The following is a 21,528-nucleotide window of genomic DNA, read 5'->3' as shown; positions in this document are numbered from 1 at the left end:
AGGTTGTGTCTCACATTTCCGGCAGATCCGGTACTGCGCGCGGTTCCCGCAGCTCGCGGAGGAGAGAGGGGAAGCGATCGTGGCCGTCATCACGCCACCGCCCAGCGCCTACGCCGACACCGTCCTCGGCCGGTTGCCCGCCGTCTACGGCGCCGCGGCCGATCCGGAGCGGGCCGCGCAGATGCGTGCGTACATGAAGGACGTCGCCCCCTTCCTCGGGCTCACCTCACCCGTACGGAGGGGGCTGTCGCGCGAGGTACTGGAGGGAACCCCGCGGCCCGACGAGACCGACCTCACCGCCCTCGCGCTGCGCTGCTGGGCACTGCCCGAGCGCGAGTACGCCTACTTCGCCATCGACTGTCTGCGCCGCCACGTCCGTCTGCTGTCGTCGGGCTTCCTGCCGGTGGCCCGGCATCTGGTCACGACCGTGCCCTGGTGGGACACCGTCGACCACCTCGCCGCCCATGTGGTGGGCGGGCTCGTCGCCGCCGATCCGAAGCTGACGGCCGACATGGACGCGTGGATCGAGGACGACGACCTGTGGGTCGCCAGGACCGCTCTGCTCCACCAGCTCCGCCACAAGGAGGAGACGGACACGGAGCGGCTGTTCGCCTACTGCCTGCGGCAGGCCGGTCACGGCGACTTCTTCATCCGTAAGGCGATCGGCTGGGCGCTGCGCGAGTACGCGAAGACGGACGCGGACGCCGTACGGTCCTTCGTCGCCGCCCACCGCGACGTGCTCGCCCCGCTGTCGGTGCGGGAAGCCCTGAAGAACGTAGGGCCGTGACCGGCTGAGAGACGCCCGTGCCGGGCGCGGAAAATCGTTCGACGTGCGGCGCTCCGTGGGCGAAGATCTGCCTCATGTTCCGGCACGCCTTCCTCGCAGCTCCGTCCGCAGTCGCGGACGCAGCTCAGGCTGCCGCTTTCCTGGCCGCCGCAGCAGACGGCGCGCGAAGCTGACCCTCTCCGGACATTCCGGCGGACCCCGCAGGGGGAGGGTCGGTCCGGCTCAGGGGTCCCCGCCTCCCGCAGGAGGCCACCACTTTTCCTGAAGTTCCGGAAGGAACCAGTCAGCCATGCCCAAGACGGCATACGTGCGCACCAAGCCGCACCTGAACATCGGCACCATGGGCCACGTCGACCACGGCAAGACGACCCTGACCGCCGCCATCACCAAGGTCCTCGCCGAGCGCGGCGGGGGCACCTTCGCCACCTTCGTCCCATTCCACCGCATCGACAAGGCCCCCGAGGAGGCGCAGCGCGGCATCACCATCAACATCGCGCACGTCGAGTACGAGACCGACACCCGGCACTACGCGCACGTGGACATGCCGGGCCACGCCGACTACGTCAAGAACATGGTCACCGGCGCGGCCCAGCTCGACGGGGCGATCCTCGTCGTCTCCGCGCTCGACGGGATCATGCCGCAGACGGCGGAGCACGTGCTGCTCGCCCGGCAGGTCGGCGTCGACCACATCGTCGTGGCCATCAACAAGGCGGACGCCGGTGACGAGGAGCTCACCGACCTCGTCGAGCTGGAGGTGCGCGACCTGTTGTCCGCGCACGGGTACGGGGGCGACTCCGTCCCGGTGGTCCGGGTCTCCGGTCTGCGGGCGCTCGACGGGGACCCGCGGTGGACCGCGTCCATCGAGGCGCTGCTCGACGCGGTGGACACGTACGTGCCGATGCCGGAGCGGTACGTGGACGCGTCGTTCCTGCTGTCGGTCGAGAACGTCATGACCATCAGCGGGCGGGGGACCGTCGTGACCGGCGCGGTCGAGCGCGGGCGCGTGCGCGTCGGTGACCGGGTGCGGGTCTACGGCACGGCCGAGGACGTGGAGACCGTCGTCACCGGCGTCGAGACCTTCGGCAAGCCGATGGACGAGGCGCAGGCCGGCGACAACGTCGCGCTGCTGCTCCGTGGCGTCGCCCGTGACGCGGTCCGGCGCGGGCACGTCGTGGCCGAGCCCGGCAGCGTGCGGCCCGCGCGGCGCTTCACCGCGCAGGTCTACGTCCTGTCGGCGAAGGAGGGCGGCCGGTCGACGCCCGTCGCGACCGGCTACCGGCCGCAGTTCTACCTGCGCACCGCGGACGTCGTCGGCGACGTCGACCTCGGTGAGACGGCCGTCGCGCGGCCCGGCGACACCGTCACCATGACGGTCGAGCTGGGGCGTGACGTGCCGCTGGAGTCGGGGCTCGGCTTCGCGATCCGCGAGGGCGGGCGGACCGTCGGCGCGGGCACGGTGACCTCCGTCGAGTGAGGCGGGTCGGGCCCGGGACCTCCATGTCCCGGGCCCGCTCCCGTACGTCACACTGACCGCTGACAACGGGGCGGGAACGGACCGGCGGAGGTCGCGGTGGCGGGCAGGGCACTCGTACTCGGGGGCGGCGGGCTCGCCGGCATCGGCTGGATGTCCGGCGTGCTGTACGGGCTCGCCGAGGCGGGCACCGACCTGTGGGACGCCGACACCGTCGTCGGCACCTCGGCGGGCGCGGTCGTCGGCGCCCAGCTCACCTCGGGAAAGCTGACGCCTGCGACCCTGTACGAGCGTCAACTCGCATCCTCCGCAGGGGAGATGACGGGCCACCTCGGTTCCACGGCGATGTTCCGGTACGCCCGCGCGGCGCTCTCCTCCCGGAGCATCGAGTCGTACGGGCGCAAGCTCGGGCGGATGGCCCTGGCGGCCCGCACGCCCGGCGAGGCGGAGCGCCGCGCGGTGATCGCGGGCCGGCTGCTCTCGCACGACTGGCCCGGGCGTCGCCTCCTCGTCACCGCCGTGCGGGCGGACACCGGTGCGTTCCGGGTCTTCGACGCGGCCTGCGGGGTCGGCCTGGTGGACGCCGTCGCGGCGAGCTGCGCCGTGCCGGGCGTGTGGCCCCCGGTGACGATCGACGGCGACCGCTGGATCGACGGCGGCACCCGCTCCCCGGCCAACGCCCAGCTCGCCGAGGGGCACGACCGGGTCGTCGTCATCGCGCCCATCGCCGCGGGCGGCGGCGTCCTGCACGCGGCCCGCACCCAGGCCGCCCGGCTCGCCGACGCGGGCGCCCACGTCACCCTCATCACCCCGGACCGCGCGGCCCGCGCCGCCTTCGGCCGCAACGCCCTCGACCCGTCCCGCCGCGCACCGGCGGCCCGCGCGGGCCGCGAACAGGCCGCGGGGCACCATGCGGAGGTCGCCCGGACGTGGAGCGGCGGACCGTCGTCGGCCGGACCGGGCCTCGAGACCTAGGAGCGCGGGTGGGCAGGGGCGCGGCCCGGCGGGCCCCCGGCACAATGGGCGTGTGAACGCACCCGACCCCGAGCCGATACCCGTCACCCGCGCCGTCGACCACGGCACGGCCAAGCTGCTGCCCGACGTGGACCGGCGCCGGGCCTGGCTGCTCACGGTGGACGGGGCGCCGCAGTCGTACGTCGACCTCGACGACCCCGCGTACCTGGAGTTCGAGTACGCGCGGCGCCTCGGCCACGTACTCGACTGCGCCGGCGAGGAGGGGCGGCCGCTGGACGTGCTGCATCTCGGCGGCGGTGCCCTGACCCTGCCCCGGTACGTCGCCGCGACCCGGCCCGGCTCCCGGCAGGACGTCGTCGAGGCCGACCGGGGGCTGCGCGCCCTCGTCGCCGAGCATCTGCCGCTGCCGGACGACGGCGCGGGCATCGACGTGCACGGCGGGGACGCCCGCGCCTGGCTGGAGGCGGCTCCGACGGACAGCGCGGACGTGCTCGTCGCCGACGTCTTCGGCGGCTCCCGGGTGCCCGCCCACCTGACGACCGAGGCGTACGCGCGCGAGGCGGACCGGGTCCTGCGCCCCGGCGGCACCTACGCGGCGAACCTCGCGGACAGCGCGCCCTTCGCCTTCCTGCGCTCCCAACTGGCCACGTTCTCCGCGGTGTTCGCCCATGTCGCCCTGGTCGCCGAGCCCGCGGTGCTGCGCGGACGGCGGTTCGGCAACGCCGTGCTCGTCGCGTCCCGGACCGACTTCGACGTGGTCGAACTGGCCCACCGCACCGCACGCGACGCGTTCCCCGCCCGGGTCGAACACGGTGCGGCGCTACGCCGTTTCGTGGGCGACGCCCGACCGGTGACCGACGCGGACGCGGTGCCGTCGCCGGTGCCGCCGGGGGGATCGTTCAGCGTGGGGTGAGGTCGGGGCAGGGTCCGAGGCCGCCCCTGCTTGAACGTGTTCAAAAAATCTGGGAGGCTGGCTGCCCGGCGAACGGGACGGGGGCAGGCCATGGTGAGCGCGCTGTTGATGCCGCGGGGAAGAGTGCGCCGGGCGGGGCCCGACGAGTCCGAGGCGCTCGGGGGCACGGCGCCGACGCGGATTCTCGACCTGCACCATTCACCCGTGCGCGCCGCCGTGCGGAACATCGGCAGGGCGGGCCAGGACGGGGAGCGCGGCGCGGACACGGTGGCTGATCTGCGCCGGGCGCACCGGTGGATCTGCGCGGAGGTGCGGCCCGTGTACTCGGTCGAGGAGATCCGGCCGGTGTCCGCGATCCTGCGGCGCGGCCGGGGCTCCTGCAGTCAGCGGATGGCCGTCCTGGAAGCTGTCGCGCGCGTGTGGGGCGTGCCCACCCGAGTGCGTGGCCTCGTGGTGGACGGCTCCTTCTGGTACCCGCGCTTCCCTCGACTGCGTCGACTCGTCCCGCGCCACGTCGTCCTGGCCTGGCCGGAGTTCCGCGTCGACGGTCTGCCGGAGGACGGCCGTGCCGCCGCGCGCTGGCTGCCCGTGTCTGAACTGTTCGCGGAGGCAGGCACCTCGGCGGGCCACGTCGGTGGCGGCTTCACGAACGCCGGGCCGGAAACGCTCTTCGAGGCGCTGTCCAGGACCGCCGTCGACTGGGACGGAGCCGCGCCCTGCTCGGCCTCGGCCGGTGCGTGCGACCTCTCGGCCTACGTGCTCACGGATCTGGGGCACTTCGACTCGCGCGACGACCTCTTCGACCGCCATGGCCAGACGCTGTGCGCCACCGCCCGGCTCGTGGCCGAGCCGGTGCTCGGGCGGCGGGCGGCCGGGTTCTAGCGGGCGGGCCATGGAATCCGTCCTGGGCCAGGCGTCCGGTCTGGTCTTGGGGAAGCCGGCGCTCGGGCGACCGGTGGCCGTGCCCGGTGTTTCGGCCGGGGAGTGGCATTAGGCCCGGTGTCCGGCGCACGGCCGGGGTGTCGGCCCCGCCCGGAGGTGAAGGGCGAACGCCGCGATCACCTGCGCGACATGCCCGGCGTCAAGGTCGGGCGCGAGACGTCCTCAGCGCGGCGGTGTGGCGTCCCGGGTCGCGGCCGCTCCGATCTCGGCGCCCATCACCGAGTCGACCACGCCGACCACGTCCGCGCGGCCCGCGGCCGGGTCGCCCGTGATCGGGGTGGACTCGCGGCGTCGTAGACGGCGTACGTCCGGGACGAAGAGCACCGCCGTCGTCGCCACGACGACCAGCGCCGCGCAGCCCCACAGTGACGCGGACCGTCCGAACGCCGACTCCGCCGGACCCGCGAGCGCCGTCGCGATCGGCACCATCGCCACCGAGCCGAACCAGTCGTAGGCGGAGACCCGGGACAGCTTCTCCTCCGGGATCTCCTGGTGCAGTGCGGTGATCCAGGACACGCCGAAGATCTCGATGGTGACGCCGCTGACGAACATCACCGCCACCAGCGCGGGCAGCGGCACCGGGACGGCGAGCGCCGCCGACGGCAGGGCGAGGGAGAACACCGAGAGCGTCGCCGCGAACAGCAGGCGCTTCGGCTTCCAGCGCATCATCAGCAGCCCGCCGAGGATCGTGCCGACGCCGAACGCGCCCAGCGCGAACCCCCACGGCCCGGCCCCGCCGAGCTCGTCGCGCGCCACCAGCGGCCCGAACACCGCCTCGGCGGCGCCGACCACGGCGACCACCACCGAGAACTGGGCGACGATGCCCCACAGCCAGGGCCGCGAGACGAACTCCCGCCAGCCGTCGCGCATGTCGGAGAGCAGCCCGCCGCCCGGTTCCCGCGGCGCGATGTGGCTCACGTCGAGGAAGCAGCGCAGCGCGCCGGCCACCGCGAACGCAGCCGCGTCCACCGCGAGCACCCAGCCGGGACCGAACGCGGCCACCAGCGCACCGCCGAGCGCGGCACCGGCCACCGCGGCGCCCGACATCGCCATCCGGAACAGCGCGAACGCGCGGCTCGCCTGTTCACCGGTGACCGACGCCATCAGCATGCCCTCGGCCGCCGGGCTGAAGAACGCCTGCCCCATGCCGCCGAGCGCGCTGAGCACCATCATCTGCCACAGCTGCGGGTCGCCCATGAGAACGAGGAGCGCGAAGGCGCCCTGCGAGAAGAAGTTCAGGGCGTTGGCAGCGACCATCACGTGGTGGCGCGGCAGCCGGTCGGCGACGGCGCCGCCGACCAGCAGGAAGATCACCAGGAACAGGGTGCGGGCCGCGGCCACCAGACCCACGTCGCCGCCGTCGCCGCCCGACTCCAGGACGGCGAACGCGGACGCGATCAGCGCCCCGTTCGCCCCGAGGGCGGTGATGAACGCCGACGTGGCGAGCAGTGTGTAGTTCCGCCCGGCCCACGCGGGGCGGCGCGGGCTCTTCGACGGGGTCGACGGGGCGTCGGCTGAGGAGGTCACTGAGGGACTATCCCTGGTGAGCGCCCTTCCTGCCAACATTCGGGCGATCTCGGATGCCGGGGCCAGGGGGATGGCCAAGCTTGCTACTCGTGGGTAACCTTCGCGGTATGAGCGCAGACCAGATGTCCATCGGCGAGATGCTCGCCGCCACGGTGCCGATGGCCCGCACCCTGAACCTCGAGTTCCACGAGACCACCCCCGAGAAGGCCGTCGTCGCCCTGCCCGATCAGGGCGAGTTCCACAACCACGTGGGCGGTCCGCACGCCGGAGCGATGTTCACGCTCGGCGAGTCCGCGAGCGGCGCCATCGTGCTCGCCGCCTTCGGCGACCAACTGTCGCGCGCGGTGCCGCTGGCCGTCAGCGCCGACATCGCGTACAAGAAGCTGGCCATGGGCCCGGTCACCGCCACGGCGACGCTCGGCCGCCCGGCCGCGGACGTCGTCGCCGAACTGGACGCGGGCGAACGCCCCGAGTTCCCGGTCGCGATCGAGATCCGGCGCGAGGACGGCGCCGTGACCGGCGAGATGACCGTCGTCTGGACGCTGCGTCCCAACAACTGACCGGTCCGTGAACCGCACGAACCCCGGACGCCACGCGGCGTCCGGGGTTCGCCGCATCCGGGTTCCCGGCCGATTCGCAGCGCGCACCGATGCACCTTCCGAGGCTCGGTGGCGTCATAGGGAACAGGTAGGCTGCCCGGCGTGCGCGGCCAGACGGGGAACGCGCACGCCGAGCACACGGTTCGCATCAGGAGGCGGCGGCTTTGCACGTCCAGGAGTGGCTCGACACGATTCCGGCAGTCGCCATCTACGCCCTGGTGGCGGGGGTCATCGGGCTCGAGAGTCTCGGCATCCCGCTGCCCGGCGAGATCGTGCTCGTCTCCGCCGCGCTGCTGTCCTCGCAGCACGGCGACGTCAACCCGATCGTCCTCGGCGCCTGCGCCAGCGCGGGTGCCGTCATCGGTGACTCCATCGGGTACGCGATCGGGCGCAAGGGCGGACGGCCGCTGCTCGCCAAGCTCGGCGCCAAGTTCCCACGCCACTTCGGGCCCGCCCATGTCGCCACTGCCGAGCGCTCCTTCGAGAAGTGGGGCATGTGGGCCGTCTTCTTCGGGCGGTTCATCGCGCTGCTGCGCATCTTCGCCGGACCGCTCGCGGGCGTGCTGCACATGCCGTACTGGAAGTTCCTCATCGCGAACTTCCTCGGCGGCGTGGTCTGGGCCGGCGGCACCACCGCCGTCATCTACTACGTGGGCGTCGTCGCGGAAGACTGGCTGAAGCGGTTCTCGTACGTGGGTCTCGGCGCCGCGGTGCTGGTGGGGCTCGCGTCGATGCTCCTCGTGAAGCGGCGGGCCGCCAAGGCCGCGGCGGAGCACGAGGCGGCCGAGGCGGAGGCGGCGGTCGTCGCGGCCGAGTGAGGCCGCGGGGCGCGGGTGGTCGACCGCGCCCCGGCCCCGGTGGCTAGAGGGCGCGGTGCATCTTCGCCAGCTCCACGTAGTGCGTGCCGTTGAGGGTCACGCCCTCGCGCTCCTCCTGGGTCAGCTCGCGCTTCACCTTGGCCGGGACGCCCGCCACCAGGGAACCCGGCGGGACCACCATGCCCTGCGGGACCAGGGCCTGGGCCGCCACCAGGGAACCCGCGCCGATCACCGCGCCGTTGAGCACCGTCGCGCCCATACCGATCAAGCAGTCGTCCTCGATGGTGCAGCCGTGCAGCACCGCGTTGTGACCGACCGAGACGCGCTCGCCGACCGTCACCGGGAACCCGAGGTCGACGTGGACCGTGCAGTTGTCCTGGATGTTGCTGTCGGCGCCGAGCACGATCGGCTCGAACTCCGCACGCAGCACCGCGCCGTACCAGACGCTCGCGCCCGCGTGCAGGGTGACGTCGCCGATCAGCGCGGACGTCGGCGCCGCGAACGCGTCCTGGTCCAGCTTCGGTTCCTTGTCCCCGAACCCGGTGACGAGTGCCTCGTGGGCCATGGCTGCTCCTGACTGTCGAACTCTCGATGGTGGTGCGTCGCGCCTGAGCGAACCGTACCCGTGGACCCTTGGGGTGAAGATCACAGGGCGGTGAGGTGGGGGCGGACGGTACGGATGAGTAACGTAGCGGCGTGCCGATGAATGGGAACGTGTTCTCGTCCGAGGACGGGGTCAAAGGGCGGTCCAAGGGCGGGCTCGCCCACCGCGCCGTCCACGCGTGCTGGCGCTGGGCCCAGGGCAAGGGCGCTGTGACGGCCGCGCAGCCCGGCGGCCACCGGTTCGGCGCGATCGGCGCCGGCACGAGGCTCGCCTTCCCGCAGGGCACCCTGTTCGGCGAGCCGTGGATCCGGCTCGGCGAGCACTGCATCATCGGCGAACAGGTCACGCTGACGGCCGGAATGATGCCGGACCTGGACCTCGGCCCCGACCCGATCCTGACCATCGGCGACGGCGTCGTCATCGGGCGCGGCAGCCACGTCATCGCCGACACCACCGTGACCGTCGGGCGCGACGTCTACATGGGCCCGAACGTCTACATCACCTCGACCAATCACTCCTACGACGACCCGGACGAGCCCATCGGCAAGCAGTGGCCGCGGATGGAGCCGGTGGAGATCGGCCCCGGCTGCTGGATCGGGACCAACGCCGTGATCCTGCCCGGCGCCCGCATCGGCCGGAACGTCGTGGTCGCGGCGGGCGCCGTCGTGCGCGGCGAGATCCCGGACCACGCGGTGGTGGCGGGGGCACCGGCCCGCGTCGTGCGCACCTGGGACAAGGAGGCGGGCTGGCAGCCACCGCTGCGCACGCCCACGCCGCAGCCGATCCCCGCGCACGTGACGCCGGAGCAACTGCTGGCGCTGGCCGACCTGGAGGACACGCCCTAGGTCGTGTCCGGTTCGATAGGAACCGCAACGTACGTTCTTCTTGCCCTGGTTGGCGGCGCGGGCGTGCGACGTAGCGTCAAATGAGCATCACTGCACGTGAGTTGTGCATAAAGATTGCAGACGCGGCCGAGATTTTGCACGTCAAACTTTGAAATGGTCACAGGAAGGTTACTAAGGTCAGGGCTCGAACCTCCGCTCGGGCGATCATTCACATCAGGTGAGTGACGGTGGAGGGGCGCCGCCCATGCGTCTTTGTTCTGCGGGCGGTTGGAGGAAGAGGAGCTCGCCTTCGTGGCGTCCCACCGTCGACCCAAGCAGTCGAGCCGCACCCGCGTGACCGTGCTCACCGTGACCGCGGCCGCTGCCGTGGCCCTCACCTCGCAGGCCGCCAACGCGGCCCCGAAGCCCACGAAGAGCGAGGTCAAGGCGAAGGTCGACAAGCTCTACGAAGAGGCGGAGCGGGCCACCAACCAGTACGACGGGGCCAAGGAGAAGCAGAAGAAGCTGGAGAAGGAGATAGACCAGCTTCAGGACAAGGTCGCCCGCGAGCAGGACGAGCTCAACGAACTGCGGTCGGGCATCGGCGCGATGGCCAGTGAGCAGTACCGCTCCGGTGGCATCGACCCCTCGGTACAGCTCTTCCTCTCCGCGGACCCGGACGACTACCTCGACAAGGCGTCCACCCTCGACTCGCTGTCCGAGCAGCAGTTGGACTCGTTGAAGAAGGTCCAGGCGAAGCAGCGCACGCTCGCCCAGGAGCGCTCCGAGGCCTCCGAGAAGCTCAAGGACCTCGCCGACACGCGCACCGAGCTCGGCAAGCGGAAGGACGAGATCCAGGGCAAGCTCAGCAAGGCGCAGAAGCTGCTCAACTCCCTGACGGCGGCCGAGCGTCAGGAGATGGCCGACGAAGAGGCGCGTGCCAGCCGCTCCTCCGCGGGCCGCGTCGACCTCGGCAACGAGGCGGCCGCCTCCCGGTACGGTGCCGCCGCCCTGAGCGCGGCCGCCTCCCAGATCGGCAAGCCGTACGTCCGTGGCGGCACGGGCCCCAACTCCTACGACTGCTCGGGCCTCACGCAGTGGGCCTACGGCCAGGCCGGTCTCCAGATCTCACGGGTCACCTACACCCAGGTCAACGACGGCACGAGGATAGGCATGAGCCAGCTCAAGCCCGGTGACCTGGTCTTCTTCAACAACACCGAGCACGTGGGCCTGTACGCGGGCGGCGGCCAGGTGCTGCACGCGCCGTACCCGGGTGCCGTCGTCCGGTACGAGTCGATGAGCACGATCGGCAGCTTCCAGTTCGGCGTCCGCGTCGCGGGCTGAGCGGAGAGACTCTGCGCTCTAGGTCCGGCCGCGCAGCGCACCGCTCGCGGCCGTGGCCACCGCCTCCGCCACCACCGCGAGCGCGGGGGAGTCGAGTTTCCACTGCTGCCAGTAGAGCGGGACGTCGACCGGGCGCTCCGGCGCCAGTTGGATGAGACGGCCCGCCTCCAGCAGGGGCTGTGCCTGGATCTCGGGGAGCATGCCCCAGCCGAGACCGAGGGCGACGGCCTCGACGAAACCCTCCGACGTGGGCACCGCGTGCCGGACCGCGCTCGCCGCGCCGCGGCCCCGGCGCAGGGTGCGGACGAACGCGTCCTGGAGGTCGTCGCTGCGGTCGAAGGTCATGACCGGGGCGTGCGGGAGCGTGTCGCGCAGGGGGCCGTCGAGGTGGCGCCCGACGAAGTCCGGGGTCGCCGCCGCCAGATAGCGCATCCGCCCGAGAGGACGCACCGAGCAGCCCGTCACGGGTTCCGGCGACGAGGTCACCGCGGCCATCACCCGCCCCTCGCGCAGCAGTTCGGCGGTGTTGGTCTCGTCCTCGCGGTGCAGTTCGAAGCAGAGCAGCGGCGTCCGCTCCACCCGCGTCAGCGCGTCGAGGAACCAGGTGGCCAGCGAGTCCGCGTTCACCGCGACCGAGACCCGGCGCGGCTTCTCGTCCTCGGCGCCCAGGCCCAGTTCGGCGTACGCGTCCCGCTCCAGGCGGGCGAGCTGACGGGCGTACCGGACCACGACCGCGCCCGACTCGGTGGCCCGCACCGGTTTCGTCCGGACGAGCAGGACCCGTCCCGTGCGCTGCTCCAGGGCCTTCACGCGCTGGCTGACCGCGGACGGCGTCACATGCAGCGCGGCCGCCGCCGCGTCGAACGTGCCCTCGTCGATCACGGCGAGCAGGGTCCTGACCTGGTCGAGCGGCAGCTCCGGAGTCATCACGAGCGCTAATGTTACGTAAGAATCTTTAGCTGTACGTGCGGTGATCGCTTCCGTAGCTTCAGAGGCATGAACGCTTCGCTCGCCGCCGCGGCCGCAGGATTCGGCACCGGCCTCTCGCTCATCGTCGCCATCGGAGCCCAGAACGCCTTCGTGCTGCGCCAGGGTGTGCGACGGGACGCCGTGCTCGAGGTCGTCGGGATCTGCGCGGTGTCCGACGCCGTGCTCATCGCGCTGGGCGTGGGCGGCGTGGGAGCTCTGGTGGTCGCGTACCCGCAGGCGCTGACCGCGGTCGGCTGGATCGGCGGCCTGTTCCTGCTCGCCTACGGCGCGTTCGCCGCACGCCGGGTGATCAAGCCGGTCGGCGCCCTGCGGGCCGAGGGCGAGGCGCCCGGGTCGCGGCGGCGGGCGGTGCTCACCTGTCTCGCCATGACCTGGCTCAACCCGCACGTCTATCTCGACACCGTGTTCCTGCTCGGCTCCGTCGCAGCCGGCCAGGGTTCGCTGCGCTGGACCTTCGGGCTCGGCGCGGCCCTCGCCAGCCTGTGCTGGTTCGCCGCGCTCGGCTTCGGGTCCCGGCTGCTCGGCCGCTTCCTCGCCAGGCCCGCCGCCTGGCGGGTCCTCGACGGGCTGGTCGCCGCCACCATGGTCGCGATGGGGACCCTGCTGATCGCCGGAAGCTGAGACGCTGTTCCGGGGCTCGGCCGGTACTGCGATAGTGAACCCTGCAGCCGATAGATGTAGCGAGCAAGCAGGAAGTACGTGGACACGAGCGAGAGCAGTAGCACCAGCGGTTCCGGCACCGAATCCGAGCCGGAGCGACCCCAGGACCCGCAGGCGTCCGGCGAGGCGCGACGCGGCTGGCGCCGTTTCGCGATGGACACCCGGCCGCTGCGCATCCCCGCGTACCGCAGGCTGTGGACCTCGACCATCGTCACGGCCGTGGGCAGTCAGCTCACGGCCGTCGCCGTGCCGAAGCAGATCTACGACATCACCGGCTCCTCGGCATGGGTCGGCGCCGCGAGCCTCGCCGGGCTCGTGCCGCTGATCGTGTTCGCGCTGTGGGGCGGCGCGGTCGCCGACAGCGTGGACCGCAGGAAGCTGCTGCTGATCACCAACTGCGGCATCGCCGTCACCTCGGTGCTGTTCTGGCTGCAGGCCGCGAGCGGGCTCGACTCCGTCGCCGTACTGATGGTGCTGCTCGCGATGCAGCAGGCGTTCTGGGGTCTCAACGCCCCGGCGCGCAACGCCTCCATCGCCCGGCTCGTGCCCGAGGGGCAACTCCCCGCGGCCAACGCGCTCGGCTCGACCGTCATGCAGACCGGGCAGGTCGTCGGACCGCTGCTCGCCGGCGTCCTCATACCGGTCATCGGGCTGCCCGAGCTGTACCTCATCGACGCCCTCGCGCTGTGCGTCACCGTCTGGGCGGTCTACCGACTGCCCGCGCTGCCGCCGCTCGTCGCCGCGGCCAAGCGCCGCGCGGGCGTGCGCGAGATCGCCGAGGGCTTCCGCTACATCTCGGCGCACAAGGTGCTGCTGCTCTCGTTCCTGGCCGACATCATCGCCATGGTCTTCGGAATGCCGCGCGCCCTGTTCCCGCAGCTCGCCTCGGAGACGTACGGCTCGTACGGGGAAGGGCTCGCCCTGGGTCTGCTGTTCGCGGCGATCCCCATCGGGGCCGTCGTCGGCGGGCTCTTCTCCGGCACGTTCTCGCGGGCCCGACGGCACGGCTGGATGGTGATCGGCGCGGTCGTGGCGTGGGGCGCGGCGATCGCCGGGTTCGGGCTGAGCGGAAGTCTGTGGCTCGCCGTGGTCTTCCTCGCGGTGGCCGGGGTCGCCGACATGGTCTCGATGGTGTTCCGCGGGGCGATCCTGCTGTCCGCCGCCACCGACGAGATGCGCGGCCGCATGCAGGGCGTCTTCACCGTCGTCGTCGCGGGCGGCCCGCGGCTCGCCGACGTCCTGCACGGCGCGGCCGGCTCCGCGTTCGGCGCCCGCCAGGCCGTCGTCGGGGGCGGACTCCTCGTGGTCGTGGCCATGCTGGGGCTCGCGTTCACGGTGCCGGCGCTGCGCAAGTACCGGATCTGAGCGGGCGGTCGGGGCGGGCAGCCGGTTTCCGCCGCACCCGAGGGCCGTTGTCAGTGGCTGCCTCTACTCTCTCGCCATGGACGAGGAGCCCGGTCAGGACGGTGGACACCGCTACGCGTGGCGGGAGTTGCTGCAGCGGTGGAGCGACGAGTGGCTCGATCCCGTACTGCACGAGCAGGAGCGCGCCGAGCCGTTCCCCGAGGCGGTGCGCAGGGCGCGCTGGCTGGGCACCGCCGGTGTCACCGACGAGGAACTCGCCGCGCAGGAAAAGCGCTTGGGTGTGGCTCTGCCGCCGAGCTATCGGCAGTTCCTGCGGGCGAGCGACGGTTGGCTCGACACCACCGACAGCATCGACCGGCTCCTGTCGGCCCGGGAGGTGGGCTGGACCCGCGACCTGGAGCCGGATCTCGTCTCCGGCTGGGACGGGTACGTGCAGGTGGACGACGAGGAGTACTTCGTCTACGGCGAGGCCCAGGACCCGCTCTCGTTCCGCCCCGCATATCTGCCGGACACCTTGAAGATCAGCCACACCCCGAACGCCACGGACGTCTATCTCCTCAACCCCCACGTCGTCGGTGCGGACGGTGAGTGGGAGGCCTGGCACCTCGCCCACTGGCTGCCGGGCGCCGTTCGCCACCGGTCCTTCTGGGATCTGATGAACGACGAGTACAGAAGCTTCCGAGGCGAGGTGTGATCCTCCCGGGACACCCCGATGCCGCTCAGCCCGTCGCCAGCAGCAGCGTGCCGACCAGGGCGAGGCCCGCGCCCGCCGCCTGCACCCCGCGCAGCCGTTCCCGCAGGATGCCGCGGGCCGCGAGGGCGGTGATGACCGGGTAGAGGTAGGCCAGCACCGCGGCCACCGTCACCGGGCCGCGCTGCACCGCCAGTGAGTACGTTCCGTTGGCGGCCACGTCCGCCAGGCCGACGAAGGCGAGGGCGGGCAGGGACGCCCGGAGCAGGCGCAGGCCGCCGCCTTCGGGCAGCACCGGGGCCCCGCGCCGCGCCGAGGCGTACAGCGCGGCACCACCCGCCACCACGTTCGTCACCCGCTGCACCAACAGGGCGAGGAACAGGCCGGGCAGCGTCGTCGACGCCTCCGCGATCAGCGCCATCACCGCGCCGAAACCGAAGGCGGCGACCAGCGTGAGCAGCACCGTTTGCCGCTGCACCGGAGCGCCCCCGAACTGCGGGCCCCCGGCGAGCAGGACCCCCACGACCGCGACCAGGATGCCGGCGGCCTGCAGCAGCCCCGGCCGCTCACCGACCGCCAGCCCGACGCCCACCGGGACGGCGACACCGACCGTGCTGAGCGGGGAGACCACGCCCATCGGGCCGAGGGCGAGCGCCTTGTAGAAGGCGAGCATGGCGAGCGGGCCGACCAGGCCCGCGACGACGGCGAGCCACAGCCGCGGTTCCGCGGCGTGCCAACCGCCCGTGGCCACGACGATCACCGCGAGAACGGCCGCCGCGATGGACTGCGAGACGACCACCACGGTGAGGGCGGGGGTACGTCGTGTCAGCACCCCGCCGCCGAAGTCGGCCAGGCCGATGAGCAGGCTGGTGGCCAGGGCGAAGAGTGCTGTCATGGCGGGCCTCGCAGTACAGTTCGGTGAACGCTGAAGTGCACCACACCGTAGTTCAGTGAACTGTACGCTGTCATTCAAAATATTGGACTGCGACCTTTCTCGCTCGCTCACCCATGGACGGAACGTGTCGGACCTCGACCTGCTGACCCAGTCGCTCGCGCGCAACGTCAAACACTGGCGCTCCGAGCGCGGCTTCACCCTGGACGCGCTCGCCGCCCGGGCCGGTGTCAGCCGCGGCATGCTCATCCAGATCGAGCAGGCCCGCACCAACCCGAGCATCGGCACCGTCGTCAAGATCGGCGACGCGCTCGGCATCAGCATCACCACGCTGCTCGACTACGAGCAGGGGCCCAAGGTGCGGATCGTGCCCGCCGAGCAGGCCGTGCGCCTGTGGTCCACGGAGGCGGGCAGCTATCACCGGCTGCTCGCCGGAACCGAGGCGCCGGGCCCGCTGGAGATGTGGGACTGGCTGCTGCAGCCCGGCGAGGGCAGCGCCTCCGACCCGCACCCGCAGGGCACCGTCGAGCTCCTCCACGTCACCGAGGGCGAGTTGACGCTGGCCGTGGACGGCGTCCCGCACCGGGTGCCGCAGGGGGCGAGCGTCACCTTCGAGGCGGACGTACCGCACGAGTACCGCAACGACGGCGACGTCCCGGCCCGGATGGTGATGGCGGTCTCGGTGCCGTTCGAACGCTGAGACACCCGACTCCGGGGCGCGCGCTGGCTGTTAGCGTGCCGCCATGCGCGCACCCATCGGAGATTTCGACCACGTCCGCCCGGCTCCGGAAGCCCTCGACGTGCTCACCCGTCCCGTCGCCGACGCCGTCCGACACTGGCGCGGCACGGTGCCTGCGCAGGACCTGATCCACGTCGACACCGACCCGCAGTGGGCCGACACTGCCACGTTCGTCGAGCACTACGGCCCCGAGATCCTCGCGCGGTCCGCGAACTGCGTCGTCGTCGCGGGCAAGCGCGGCGGCGAGTCCACCCTGGCCGCGTGCGTCGTGCTGTCCACGACCAAGGTCGACGTGAACGGGGTCGTGCGTCGTCAACTCGGCGCCCGCAAGGCCAGGTTCGCGGACATGGACATCGCCGTCGGCGAGACCGGCATGGAGTACGGCGGCATCACCCCGATCGGGCTGCCCGCCGACTGGTCCGTCCTCGTCGACGCGGCCGTCGTCGACCTCCCGTACGTCCTGATCGGCAGCGGCACCCGCCGCGGCAAGCTGATCGTGCCCGGCAAGGCGCTCGCCGAGGTTCCGGGCGCCGTCGTCATCGAGGGGCTGGGCGTGGCGGGTTAGCCGCCCGACGCTGCCGGGCGGCTGCTCGCATCGCGGGCGCTCCTCGCGTCGTGGCTGGTCGCGCAGTTCCCCGCGCCCCTGGAGGTGCGCACTTCGTGCGCCGCCTCCTTCGGGGAAGGCGGCGCGGAGCGCATGCCTTCAGGGGCGCGGGGAACTGCGCGAGAAGCCCCAGGCACCCGCACCCGGCGACAAACACGCGCCCGCACCCGCACCCGCCGACAAACACGCACCCGCACCCGCCGACAAAACCGCCACGCACCCGACGCCGGGCCAGCCCGAGCCGAGTCAGCCCGGAGGGACAGGCGCCGGACCCGTGCTGTCCCGCACCACGAGCCGCGTCGGCACCAGCGTCGTGCCCCGCTCGGCCGCGCCCTGCCGCACCTGTCGCAGCGCGCTCTCCACGCACCGCCGGCCGACCTCGGCGAAGTCCTGGTGCACCGTGGTCAGCGGAGGCAGGAACGAGCCCGACTCCGGGATGTCGTCGAAGCCGATCACTGACACATCGTCAGGAACCTTGCGGCCGCGCTCGTTCAGCGCCCGCAGCAGACCGAGCGCCATCTGGTCGTTGGCCGCGAACACGGCGGTGCAGTTCGGGTCCGCGGCCAGTTCGAGCCCCGCGCGGTACCCCGACTCCGCCGACCAGTCACCCCGCGCCGGCACCGGAACCGCGCGGCCCGCGTCCTCAAGTGCCGTGCGCCAGGCATCCGTTCGGCGCTGGGCCGCGAACGAGTCCGAGGGCCCGGCCAGGTGCCAGACCGTCTCGTGGCCCAGGTCGAGCAGATGGCGTACCGCGTCGCGCGTGCCGCCCGCCTGGTCCGTGTCCACCACCGCGAAGCGGTCGCCCGCGTCCGAGTCGACGACCACGACCTGGACGTGCGGGGGCAGGGTGAGCCGGCCCGAGTCGAGCAGATGGACCTCCATGATGACGATCACGGCGTCCACGGCCAGTTCCCCGAGCCGCGAGAACGCGCCGCGCACCTCGTCCTGCGTCGGCACCGCGACCGGCATCAGCGTGACCGCGAAACCCTCCTGGGCCGCCGACGTCGCGATGCCCTCCAGGGTGCGGACGTTGCCCGTCGTCGAGAGCGTGAAGGTGATGACGCCGATGGTGTGGAACTTGCCGCGCTTCAGGGCCCGCGCCGCACTGTTGGGCCGGTAGTCCAGCTCCCGCATGGCGGTGAGGACGCGCTCGCGGGTCTCCTCGTTGACGCCGGAGAACCCGTTCGAGACGCGGGAGACCGTCTGCGAGGAGACCCCCGCGACCCGCGCGACGTCCGCCATCGAGGCGCCGCGCCCGCGTCGCCCGCCGCCCGGGGCGGGGACGTCGCCCGTTGTTGCTGTCACCGTGTGCCTCACCCGTCGCTGTATCCGTTCACCGGCCGACTCTTGACCGTCTCCCGTGGGCAGTGTAGACATTCCGCCACCGGATGTTTACGTAAACATAACAACACACGGGGCGCTCACGCCCAGCGATGTTTGCGTAAACATCGAGGGCCGCCCGCGAGGACGCACGAGCGAGGGACGCACGATGACGACGCTTCAACCGTCGGCCGCCGCAGGCCGGCGCCCGGCCGGGCCACCGGCACGCAAGGCGCGCCGCTCGTGGACGGGGTGGGGGTTCATCGGCCCCTTCGCCCTCGTCTTCGCGCTGGTCTTCCTGGCGCCGCTCGTGTACTCGATCTACCTGAGCCTGTTCCGTACCCAGCTGATCGGCGGGACGACGTTCGTCGGCCTCGACAACTACCAACAGGCCTTCCAGGACCCGAAGTTCTGGGACGGCGTGCTGCGGGTCGGGCTGTTCCTGCTGATCCAGGTGCCCATCATGCTGGGCCTCGCCCTCCTCGTCGCGCTCGCGCTCGACAGCGGACGGCTGTACGGCAAGGACTTCTTCCGGATATCCGTCTTCCTGCCCTACGCGGTCCCCGCCGTCGTCGCCTCCCTCATGTGGGGCTTCATCTACGGCACCCGCTTCGGCCTGGTCGGCGACATCAACGACGCCCTCGGCGTGAGCCTGCCGAACCCGCTCTCCCCGGACCTGATCCTCGCGTCCATCGGCAACATCGTGACCTGGGAGTTCGTCGGCTACAACATGCTGATCTTCTACGCGGCGCTGCGCGTCGTCCCGCACTCGCTCTACGAGGCGGCGATGATCGACGGCGCGGGCCAGTGGCGCGTCATCGCCTCGATCAAGCTGCCCGCGATCCGCGGCGCGCTCGTCATCGCCACGATCTTCTCGATCATCGGCAGCTTCCAGCTCTTCAACGAGCCGGCCATCCTGCAGAAGCTCGCGCCCAACGCGATCACGACCGACTACACCCCGAACTTCTACACGTACTCGCTGTCCTTCTCCGGCCAGCAGCAGAACTACTCCGCGACGGTCGCCATCGTCATGGGCGTGATCACGATGATCGTCGCCTACGTGGTCCAGCTGCGCGGCATGCGCAAGGGAGCGTGAGCGCGATGACTACCACCACCCCGCCGCGGCCGAAGGCACCGGCCGGTCCGGCCGTCCCGCGCCTGCGCACCCCGCGCCGCGCGCACAGCCCCGGCCGCCCGCGCCGCAGCGTCCTGCTCACCGTGCTCACCTTCGTCGTCCTCCTCTACAGCCTGCTGCCGCTGGTGTGGCTGGTGATCAGCGCGACCAAGTCCCAGGCAGGGCTGGCCCGTTCGTTCGGCCTGTGGTTCGACGGCGACTTCCAGCTCTGGCACAACATCACCGAGACCTTCACCTACCAGGACGGCGTCTTCGGCCGCTGGCTCCTCAACACCCTGCTGTACGTCGTGGTGGGCGCGGGCGGCGCCACGCTCCTCGCCGTTCTCGGCGGCTACGCGCTGGCCAAGTTCGACTTCCCCGGCAAGCGCGCCGTGTTCGCCGTCGTCATCGGCGCGGTCGCGGTGCCGACGACGGCGCTCGCCGTCCCCACGTTCCTCATGTTCAGCAAGATGGGCCTCACCGACACCCCGTGGGCCGTGATCCTGCCGTCGCTGATCTCCCCGTTCGGCCTGTACCTGATGTGGGTGTTCGCCGCGGAGGCCGTTCCCGTCGAGCTGTTGGAGGCCGCGCGCATCGACGGCGCGGGGGAGCTGCGCACCTTCTTCCGGGTCGCCCTGCCGCTGCTCGCCCCCGGCACCGTCACCGTCCTGCTCTTCACCACGGTCGCGACGTGGAACAACTACTTCCTGCCGCTGATCATGCTGAAGGACCCGGACTGGTACCCGCTCACCGTCGGCCTCGACGCCTGGAACAAGCAGGCCTACGCGGCCGGTGGCGAGGTCGTCTTCAACCTGGTCATCACCGGCTCGCTCATCACCATCGTGCCGCTGATCGCCGCGTTCCTCATGCTCCAGAAGTACTGGCAGTCCGGGCTCGCCGCCGGAAGCGTCAAGGAGTAGGCGCAGTACCGCAGTTCACCCTCCGCAGCACCGTCTCCCTTCACCACCCCCGTTCAACCACGACGAAGTGGAAGCATCCCCATGCCCAAGCACTCCCGCCGCCTGCTCGGCGGCATAGGCCTCGTCTGCGCCCTCGCCCTCGGAGCGACCGCCTGCGGCGGCTCCGACGACGACAGCTCCAGCGACAGGAAGGTCAGCTCGGCCGACATCCAGTCCGCCCTGAAGAAGGGCGGCACGGTGACCGTGTGGGCGTGGGAGCCCACCCTCAAGCAGGTCGTCGCCGACTTCGAGAAGAAGTACCCGAAGGTCGACATCAAGCTGGTCAACGCGGGCACCAACAACGACCAGTACAAGGCCCTGTCGAACGCCATCTCGGCGAAGAAGGGCGTCCCGGACGTCGCGCAGATCGAGTACTACGCGCTCGGCCAGTACTCCCTGACCAAGCAGGTCACGGACCTCACGCCCTACGGCGCCGAGAAGCTGGCCGACTCGTACTCGCCCGGCCCCTGGAACTCGGTCAAGGCGGGGGAGGGCGTGTACGGCCTGCCGATGGACTCCGGCCCGATGGCGCTGTTCTACAACAAGAAGGTCTTCGACAAGTACAAGATCGCCGTCCCGAAGACCTGGGACGAGTACGTCGAGGCCGCCCGCAAGCTGCACAAGGCGGACCCGAAGGCGTACATCACCAGCGACGTCGGCGACGCCGGGCTCACCACCAGCCTTCTGTGGCAGGCCGGTTCGCACCCGTACAAGGTGGACGGCACCAAGGTCGGCATCGACTTCACCGACGCGGGCGCCGAGAAGTACAGCGACACCTGGCAGAAGCTCATCGACGAGAAGCTGGTCTCGCCCGTCGCCGGCTGGAGCGACGACTGGTACAAGGGCCTCGGCGACGGCACCATCGCCACCCTGCCGATCGGCGCCTGGATGCCCGCCAACTTCGCCTCCGGCGTGAAGAACGCGTCCGGTGACTGGCGCGTGGCCCCGCTGCCGCAGTGGACCGCGGGCCAGACCGCGTCGGCCGAGAACGGCGGCAGCTCCCTCGCGCTGCCCGCCCTCGGCAAGAACAAGGAACTCGCCTACGCCTTCGTCGAGTACGCGAACTCCGGTGCGGGCGTGCAGACCCGGATCGAGAACGGCGCTTTCCCCGCGACGTCGAAGGACCTGAACTCGAAGTCCTTCCAGGACACCGCCTTCCCCTACTTCGGCGGCCAGAAGGCCAACAAGATCTTCGCCGAGTCCGCGAAGAACGTACCCACCGACTGGAAGTACCTGCCGTACCAGGTCTACGCGAACTCGATCTTCAACGACACCGTGGGCAAGGCGTACGTCTCGGGCACCAAGCTCTCCGCCGGTCTGAAGTCGTGGCAGGACGCCTCCGTCAAGTACGGCTCGGAGCAGGGCTTCACCGTCGAGAAGTAGCCCGCCC

At 71.6% G+C, this 21,528-nt stretch carries 22 protein-coding genes; 17 read left to right on the top strand and 5 right to left on the bottom strand.

Annotated elements, in window-relative coordinates; translation table 11 throughout:
• Positions 1–79: 79 nt before the first annotated feature.
• The 5 genes from B072_RS0123865 (at position 80) to B072_RS0123845 (ending at position 5,028) form a co-directional block, all read left to right on the top strand.
• Entirely contained in the window at positions 80–787 is a 708-nt protein-coding gene (locus B072_RS0123865; protein WP_018532504.1) for a DNA alkylation repair protein, read from the top strand.
• Between the two features lie 289 nt (positions 788–1,076).
• Positions 1,077–2,261 carry an elongation factor Tu gene (gene tuf, locus B072_RS0123860; RefSeq protein WP_018532503.1) on the top strand — a complete coding sequence of 395 codons (1,185 nt, stop codon included), beginning with the start codon at positions 1,077–1,079 and terminating at the stop codon, positions 2,259–2,261.
• A 96-nt stretch (positions 2,262–2,357) separates the two neighbouring features.
• Positions 2,358–3,233 (top strand): patatin-like phospholipase family protein, encoded by an 876-nt coding sequence (locus B072_RS0123855; RefSeq protein ID WP_018532502.1) that lies wholly within the window; start codon positions 2,358–2,360, stop codon positions 3,231–3,233.
• A gap of 52 nt (positions 3,234–3,285) precedes the next feature.
• Positions 3,286–4,146, top strand: coding sequence for a spermidine synthase (locus B072_RS0123850; protein WP_018532501.1), 861 nt, complete (start codon positions 3,286–3,288; stop codon positions 4,144–4,146).
• A 90-nt stretch (positions 4,147–4,236) separates the two neighbouring features.
• Complete coding sequence (locus tag B072_RS0123845) at positions 4,237–5,028, top strand: transglutaminase domain-containing protein (RefSeq protein ID WP_026246225.1); 792 nt, start codon at positions 4,237–4,239, stop codon at positions 5,026–5,028.
• 222 nt (positions 5,029–5,250) lie between these two features.
• Here B072_RS0123845 and B072_RS43925 read toward each other — a convergent pair whose 3' ends face one another.
• Positions 5,251–6,654 carry an MFS transporter gene (locus B072_RS43925; RefSeq protein ID WP_199791089.1) on the bottom strand — a complete coding sequence of 468 codons (1,404 nt, stop codon included), beginning with the start codon at positions 6,652–6,654 and terminating at the stop codon, positions 5,251–5,253.
• A gap of 83 nt (positions 6,655–6,737) precedes the next feature.
• Between B072_RS43925 and B072_RS0123835 the strand changes: the two genes are divergently transcribed.
• Positions 6,738–7,175, top strand: coding sequence for a DUF4442 domain-containing protein (locus B072_RS0123835; RefSeq protein ID WP_018532498.1), 438 nt, complete (start codon positions 6,738–6,740; stop codon positions 7,173–7,175).
• A gap of 203 nt (positions 7,176–7,378) precedes the next feature.
• Positions 7,379–8,032 carry a DedA family protein gene (locus tag B072_RS0123830; protein WP_018532497.1) on the top strand — a complete coding sequence of 218 codons (654 nt, stop codon included), beginning with the start codon at positions 7,379–7,381 and terminating at the stop codon, positions 8,030–8,032.
• A 43-nt stretch (positions 8,033–8,075) separates the two neighbouring features.
• On the opposite strand, the gene B072_RS0123825 is transcribed toward B072_RS0123830, so the two are convergent.
• On the bottom strand, positions 8,076–8,597 hold the full coding sequence (locus B072_RS0123825; protein ID WP_018532496.1) for a gamma carbonic anhydrase family protein: 522 nt from the start codon (positions 8,595–8,597) through the stop codon (positions 8,076–8,078).
• 131 nt (positions 8,598–8,728) lie between these two features.
• Here B072_RS0123825 and B072_RS0123820 point away from each other — a divergent pair, with 131 nt between their 5' ends.
• Both B072_RS0123820 and B072_RS0123815 read left to right on the top strand, forming a co-directional pair.
• Positions 8,729–9,481: an acyltransferase gene (locus B072_RS0123820; RefSeq protein WP_420707567.1), complete on the top strand. Its 753-nt coding sequence runs from the start codon at positions 8,729–8,731 to the stop codon at positions 9,479–9,481.
• A 291-nt stretch (positions 9,482–9,772) separates the two neighbouring features.
• A complete protein-coding gene (locus tag B072_RS0123815) occupies positions 9,773–10,804 on the top strand; it encodes an NlpC/P60 family protein (protein WP_026246224.1) in 1,032 nt (343 codons plus the stop codon).
• 18 nt (positions 10,805–10,822) lie between these two features.
• On the opposite strand, the gene B072_RS0123810 is transcribed toward B072_RS0123815, so the two are convergent.
• Complete coding sequence (locus B072_RS0123810) at positions 10,823–11,731, bottom strand: LysR family transcriptional regulator ArgP (RefSeq protein ID WP_018532493.1); 909 nt, start codon at positions 11,729–11,731, stop codon at positions 10,823–10,825.
• A gap of 69 nt (positions 11,732–11,800) precedes the next feature.
• Between B072_RS0123810 and B072_RS0123805 the strand changes: the two genes are divergently transcribed.
• The 3 genes from B072_RS0123805 (at position 11,801) to B072_RS0123795 (ending at position 14,513) form a co-directional block, all read left to right on the top strand.
• Complete coding sequence (locus B072_RS0123805) at positions 11,801–12,415, top strand: LysE/ArgO family amino acid transporter (RefSeq protein WP_018532492.1); 615 nt, start codon at positions 11,801–11,803, stop codon at positions 12,413–12,415.
• A gap of 78 nt (positions 12,416–12,493) precedes the next feature.
• Positions 12,494–13,819: an MFS transporter gene (locus tag B072_RS0123800; RefSeq protein ID WP_018532491.1), complete on the top strand. Its 1,326-nt coding sequence runs from the start codon at positions 12,494–12,496 to the stop codon at positions 13,817–13,819.
• 76 nt (positions 13,820–13,895) lie between these two features.
• Complete coding sequence (locus B072_RS0123795) at positions 13,896–14,513, top strand: SMI1/KNR4 family protein (RefSeq protein WP_018532490.1); 618 nt, start codon at positions 13,896–13,898, stop codon at positions 14,511–14,513.
• 25 nt (positions 14,514–14,538) lie between these two features.
• Here the strand turns inward: B072_RS0123795 and B072_RS0123790 are convergent, their stop codons facing one another.
• On the bottom strand, positions 14,539–15,405 hold the full coding sequence (locus B072_RS0123790; protein ID WP_018532489.1) for a DMT family transporter: 867 nt from the start codon (positions 15,403–15,405) through the stop codon (positions 14,539–14,541).
• Between the two features lie 124 nt (positions 15,406–15,529).
• Between B072_RS0123790 and B072_RS0123785 the strand changes: the two genes are divergently transcribed.
• Together B072_RS0123785 and B072_RS0123780 are read left to right on the top strand one after the other, a co-directional pair.
• Entirely contained in the window at positions 15,530–16,102 is a 573-nt protein-coding gene (locus tag B072_RS0123785) for a helix-turn-helix domain-containing protein (RefSeq protein ID WP_018532488.1), read from the top strand.
• 43 nt (positions 16,103–16,145) lie between these two features.
• Positions 16,146–16,706: a YbaK/EbsC family protein gene (locus B072_RS0123780; protein ID WP_018532487.1), complete on the top strand. Its 561-nt coding sequence runs from the start codon at positions 16,146–16,148 to the stop codon at positions 16,704–16,706.
• Positions 16,707–16,991: 285 nt separating this feature from the next.
• On the opposite strand, the gene B072_RS0123775 is transcribed toward B072_RS0123780, so the two are convergent.
• Positions 16,992–17,987, bottom strand: coding sequence for a LacI family DNA-binding transcriptional regulator (locus tag B072_RS0123775; protein ID WP_018532486.1), 996 nt, complete (start codon positions 17,985–17,987; stop codon positions 16,992–16,994).
• Between the two features lie 247 nt (positions 17,988–18,234).
• Here B072_RS0123775 and B072_RS0123770 point away from each other — a divergent pair, with 247 nt between their 5' ends.
• The 3 genes from B072_RS0123770 (at position 18,235) to B072_RS0123760 (ending at position 21,521) form a co-directional block, all read left to right on the top strand.
• Positions 18,235–19,161 (top strand): carbohydrate ABC transporter permease, encoded by a 927-nt coding sequence (locus B072_RS0123770; RefSeq protein ID WP_018532485.1) that lies wholly within the window; start codon positions 18,235–18,237, stop codon positions 19,159–19,161.
• Between the two features lie 5 nt (positions 19,162–19,166).
• Positions 19,167–20,099, top strand: coding sequence for a carbohydrate ABC transporter permease (locus B072_RS0123765; protein WP_018532484.1), 933 nt, complete (start codon positions 19,167–19,169; stop codon positions 20,097–20,099).
• 81 nt (positions 20,100–20,180) lie between these two features.
• Positions 20,181–21,521, top strand: coding sequence for an ABC transporter substrate-binding protein (locus B072_RS0123760; RefSeq protein ID WP_018532483.1), 1,341 nt, complete (start codon positions 20,181–20,183; stop codon positions 21,519–21,521).
• The last annotated feature ends 7 nt before the right edge of the window (positions 21,522–21,528 follow it).

Origin of the sequence: Streptomyces sp. HmicA12 (genome assembly GCF_000373565.1) — a bacterium.
In the GTDB taxonomy this organism is placed as follows: Bacteria; Actinomycetota; Actinomycetes; order Streptomycetales; family Streptomycetaceae; genus Streptomyces.
This window is presented reverse-complemented; position numbering and strand designations above follow the sequence as displayed.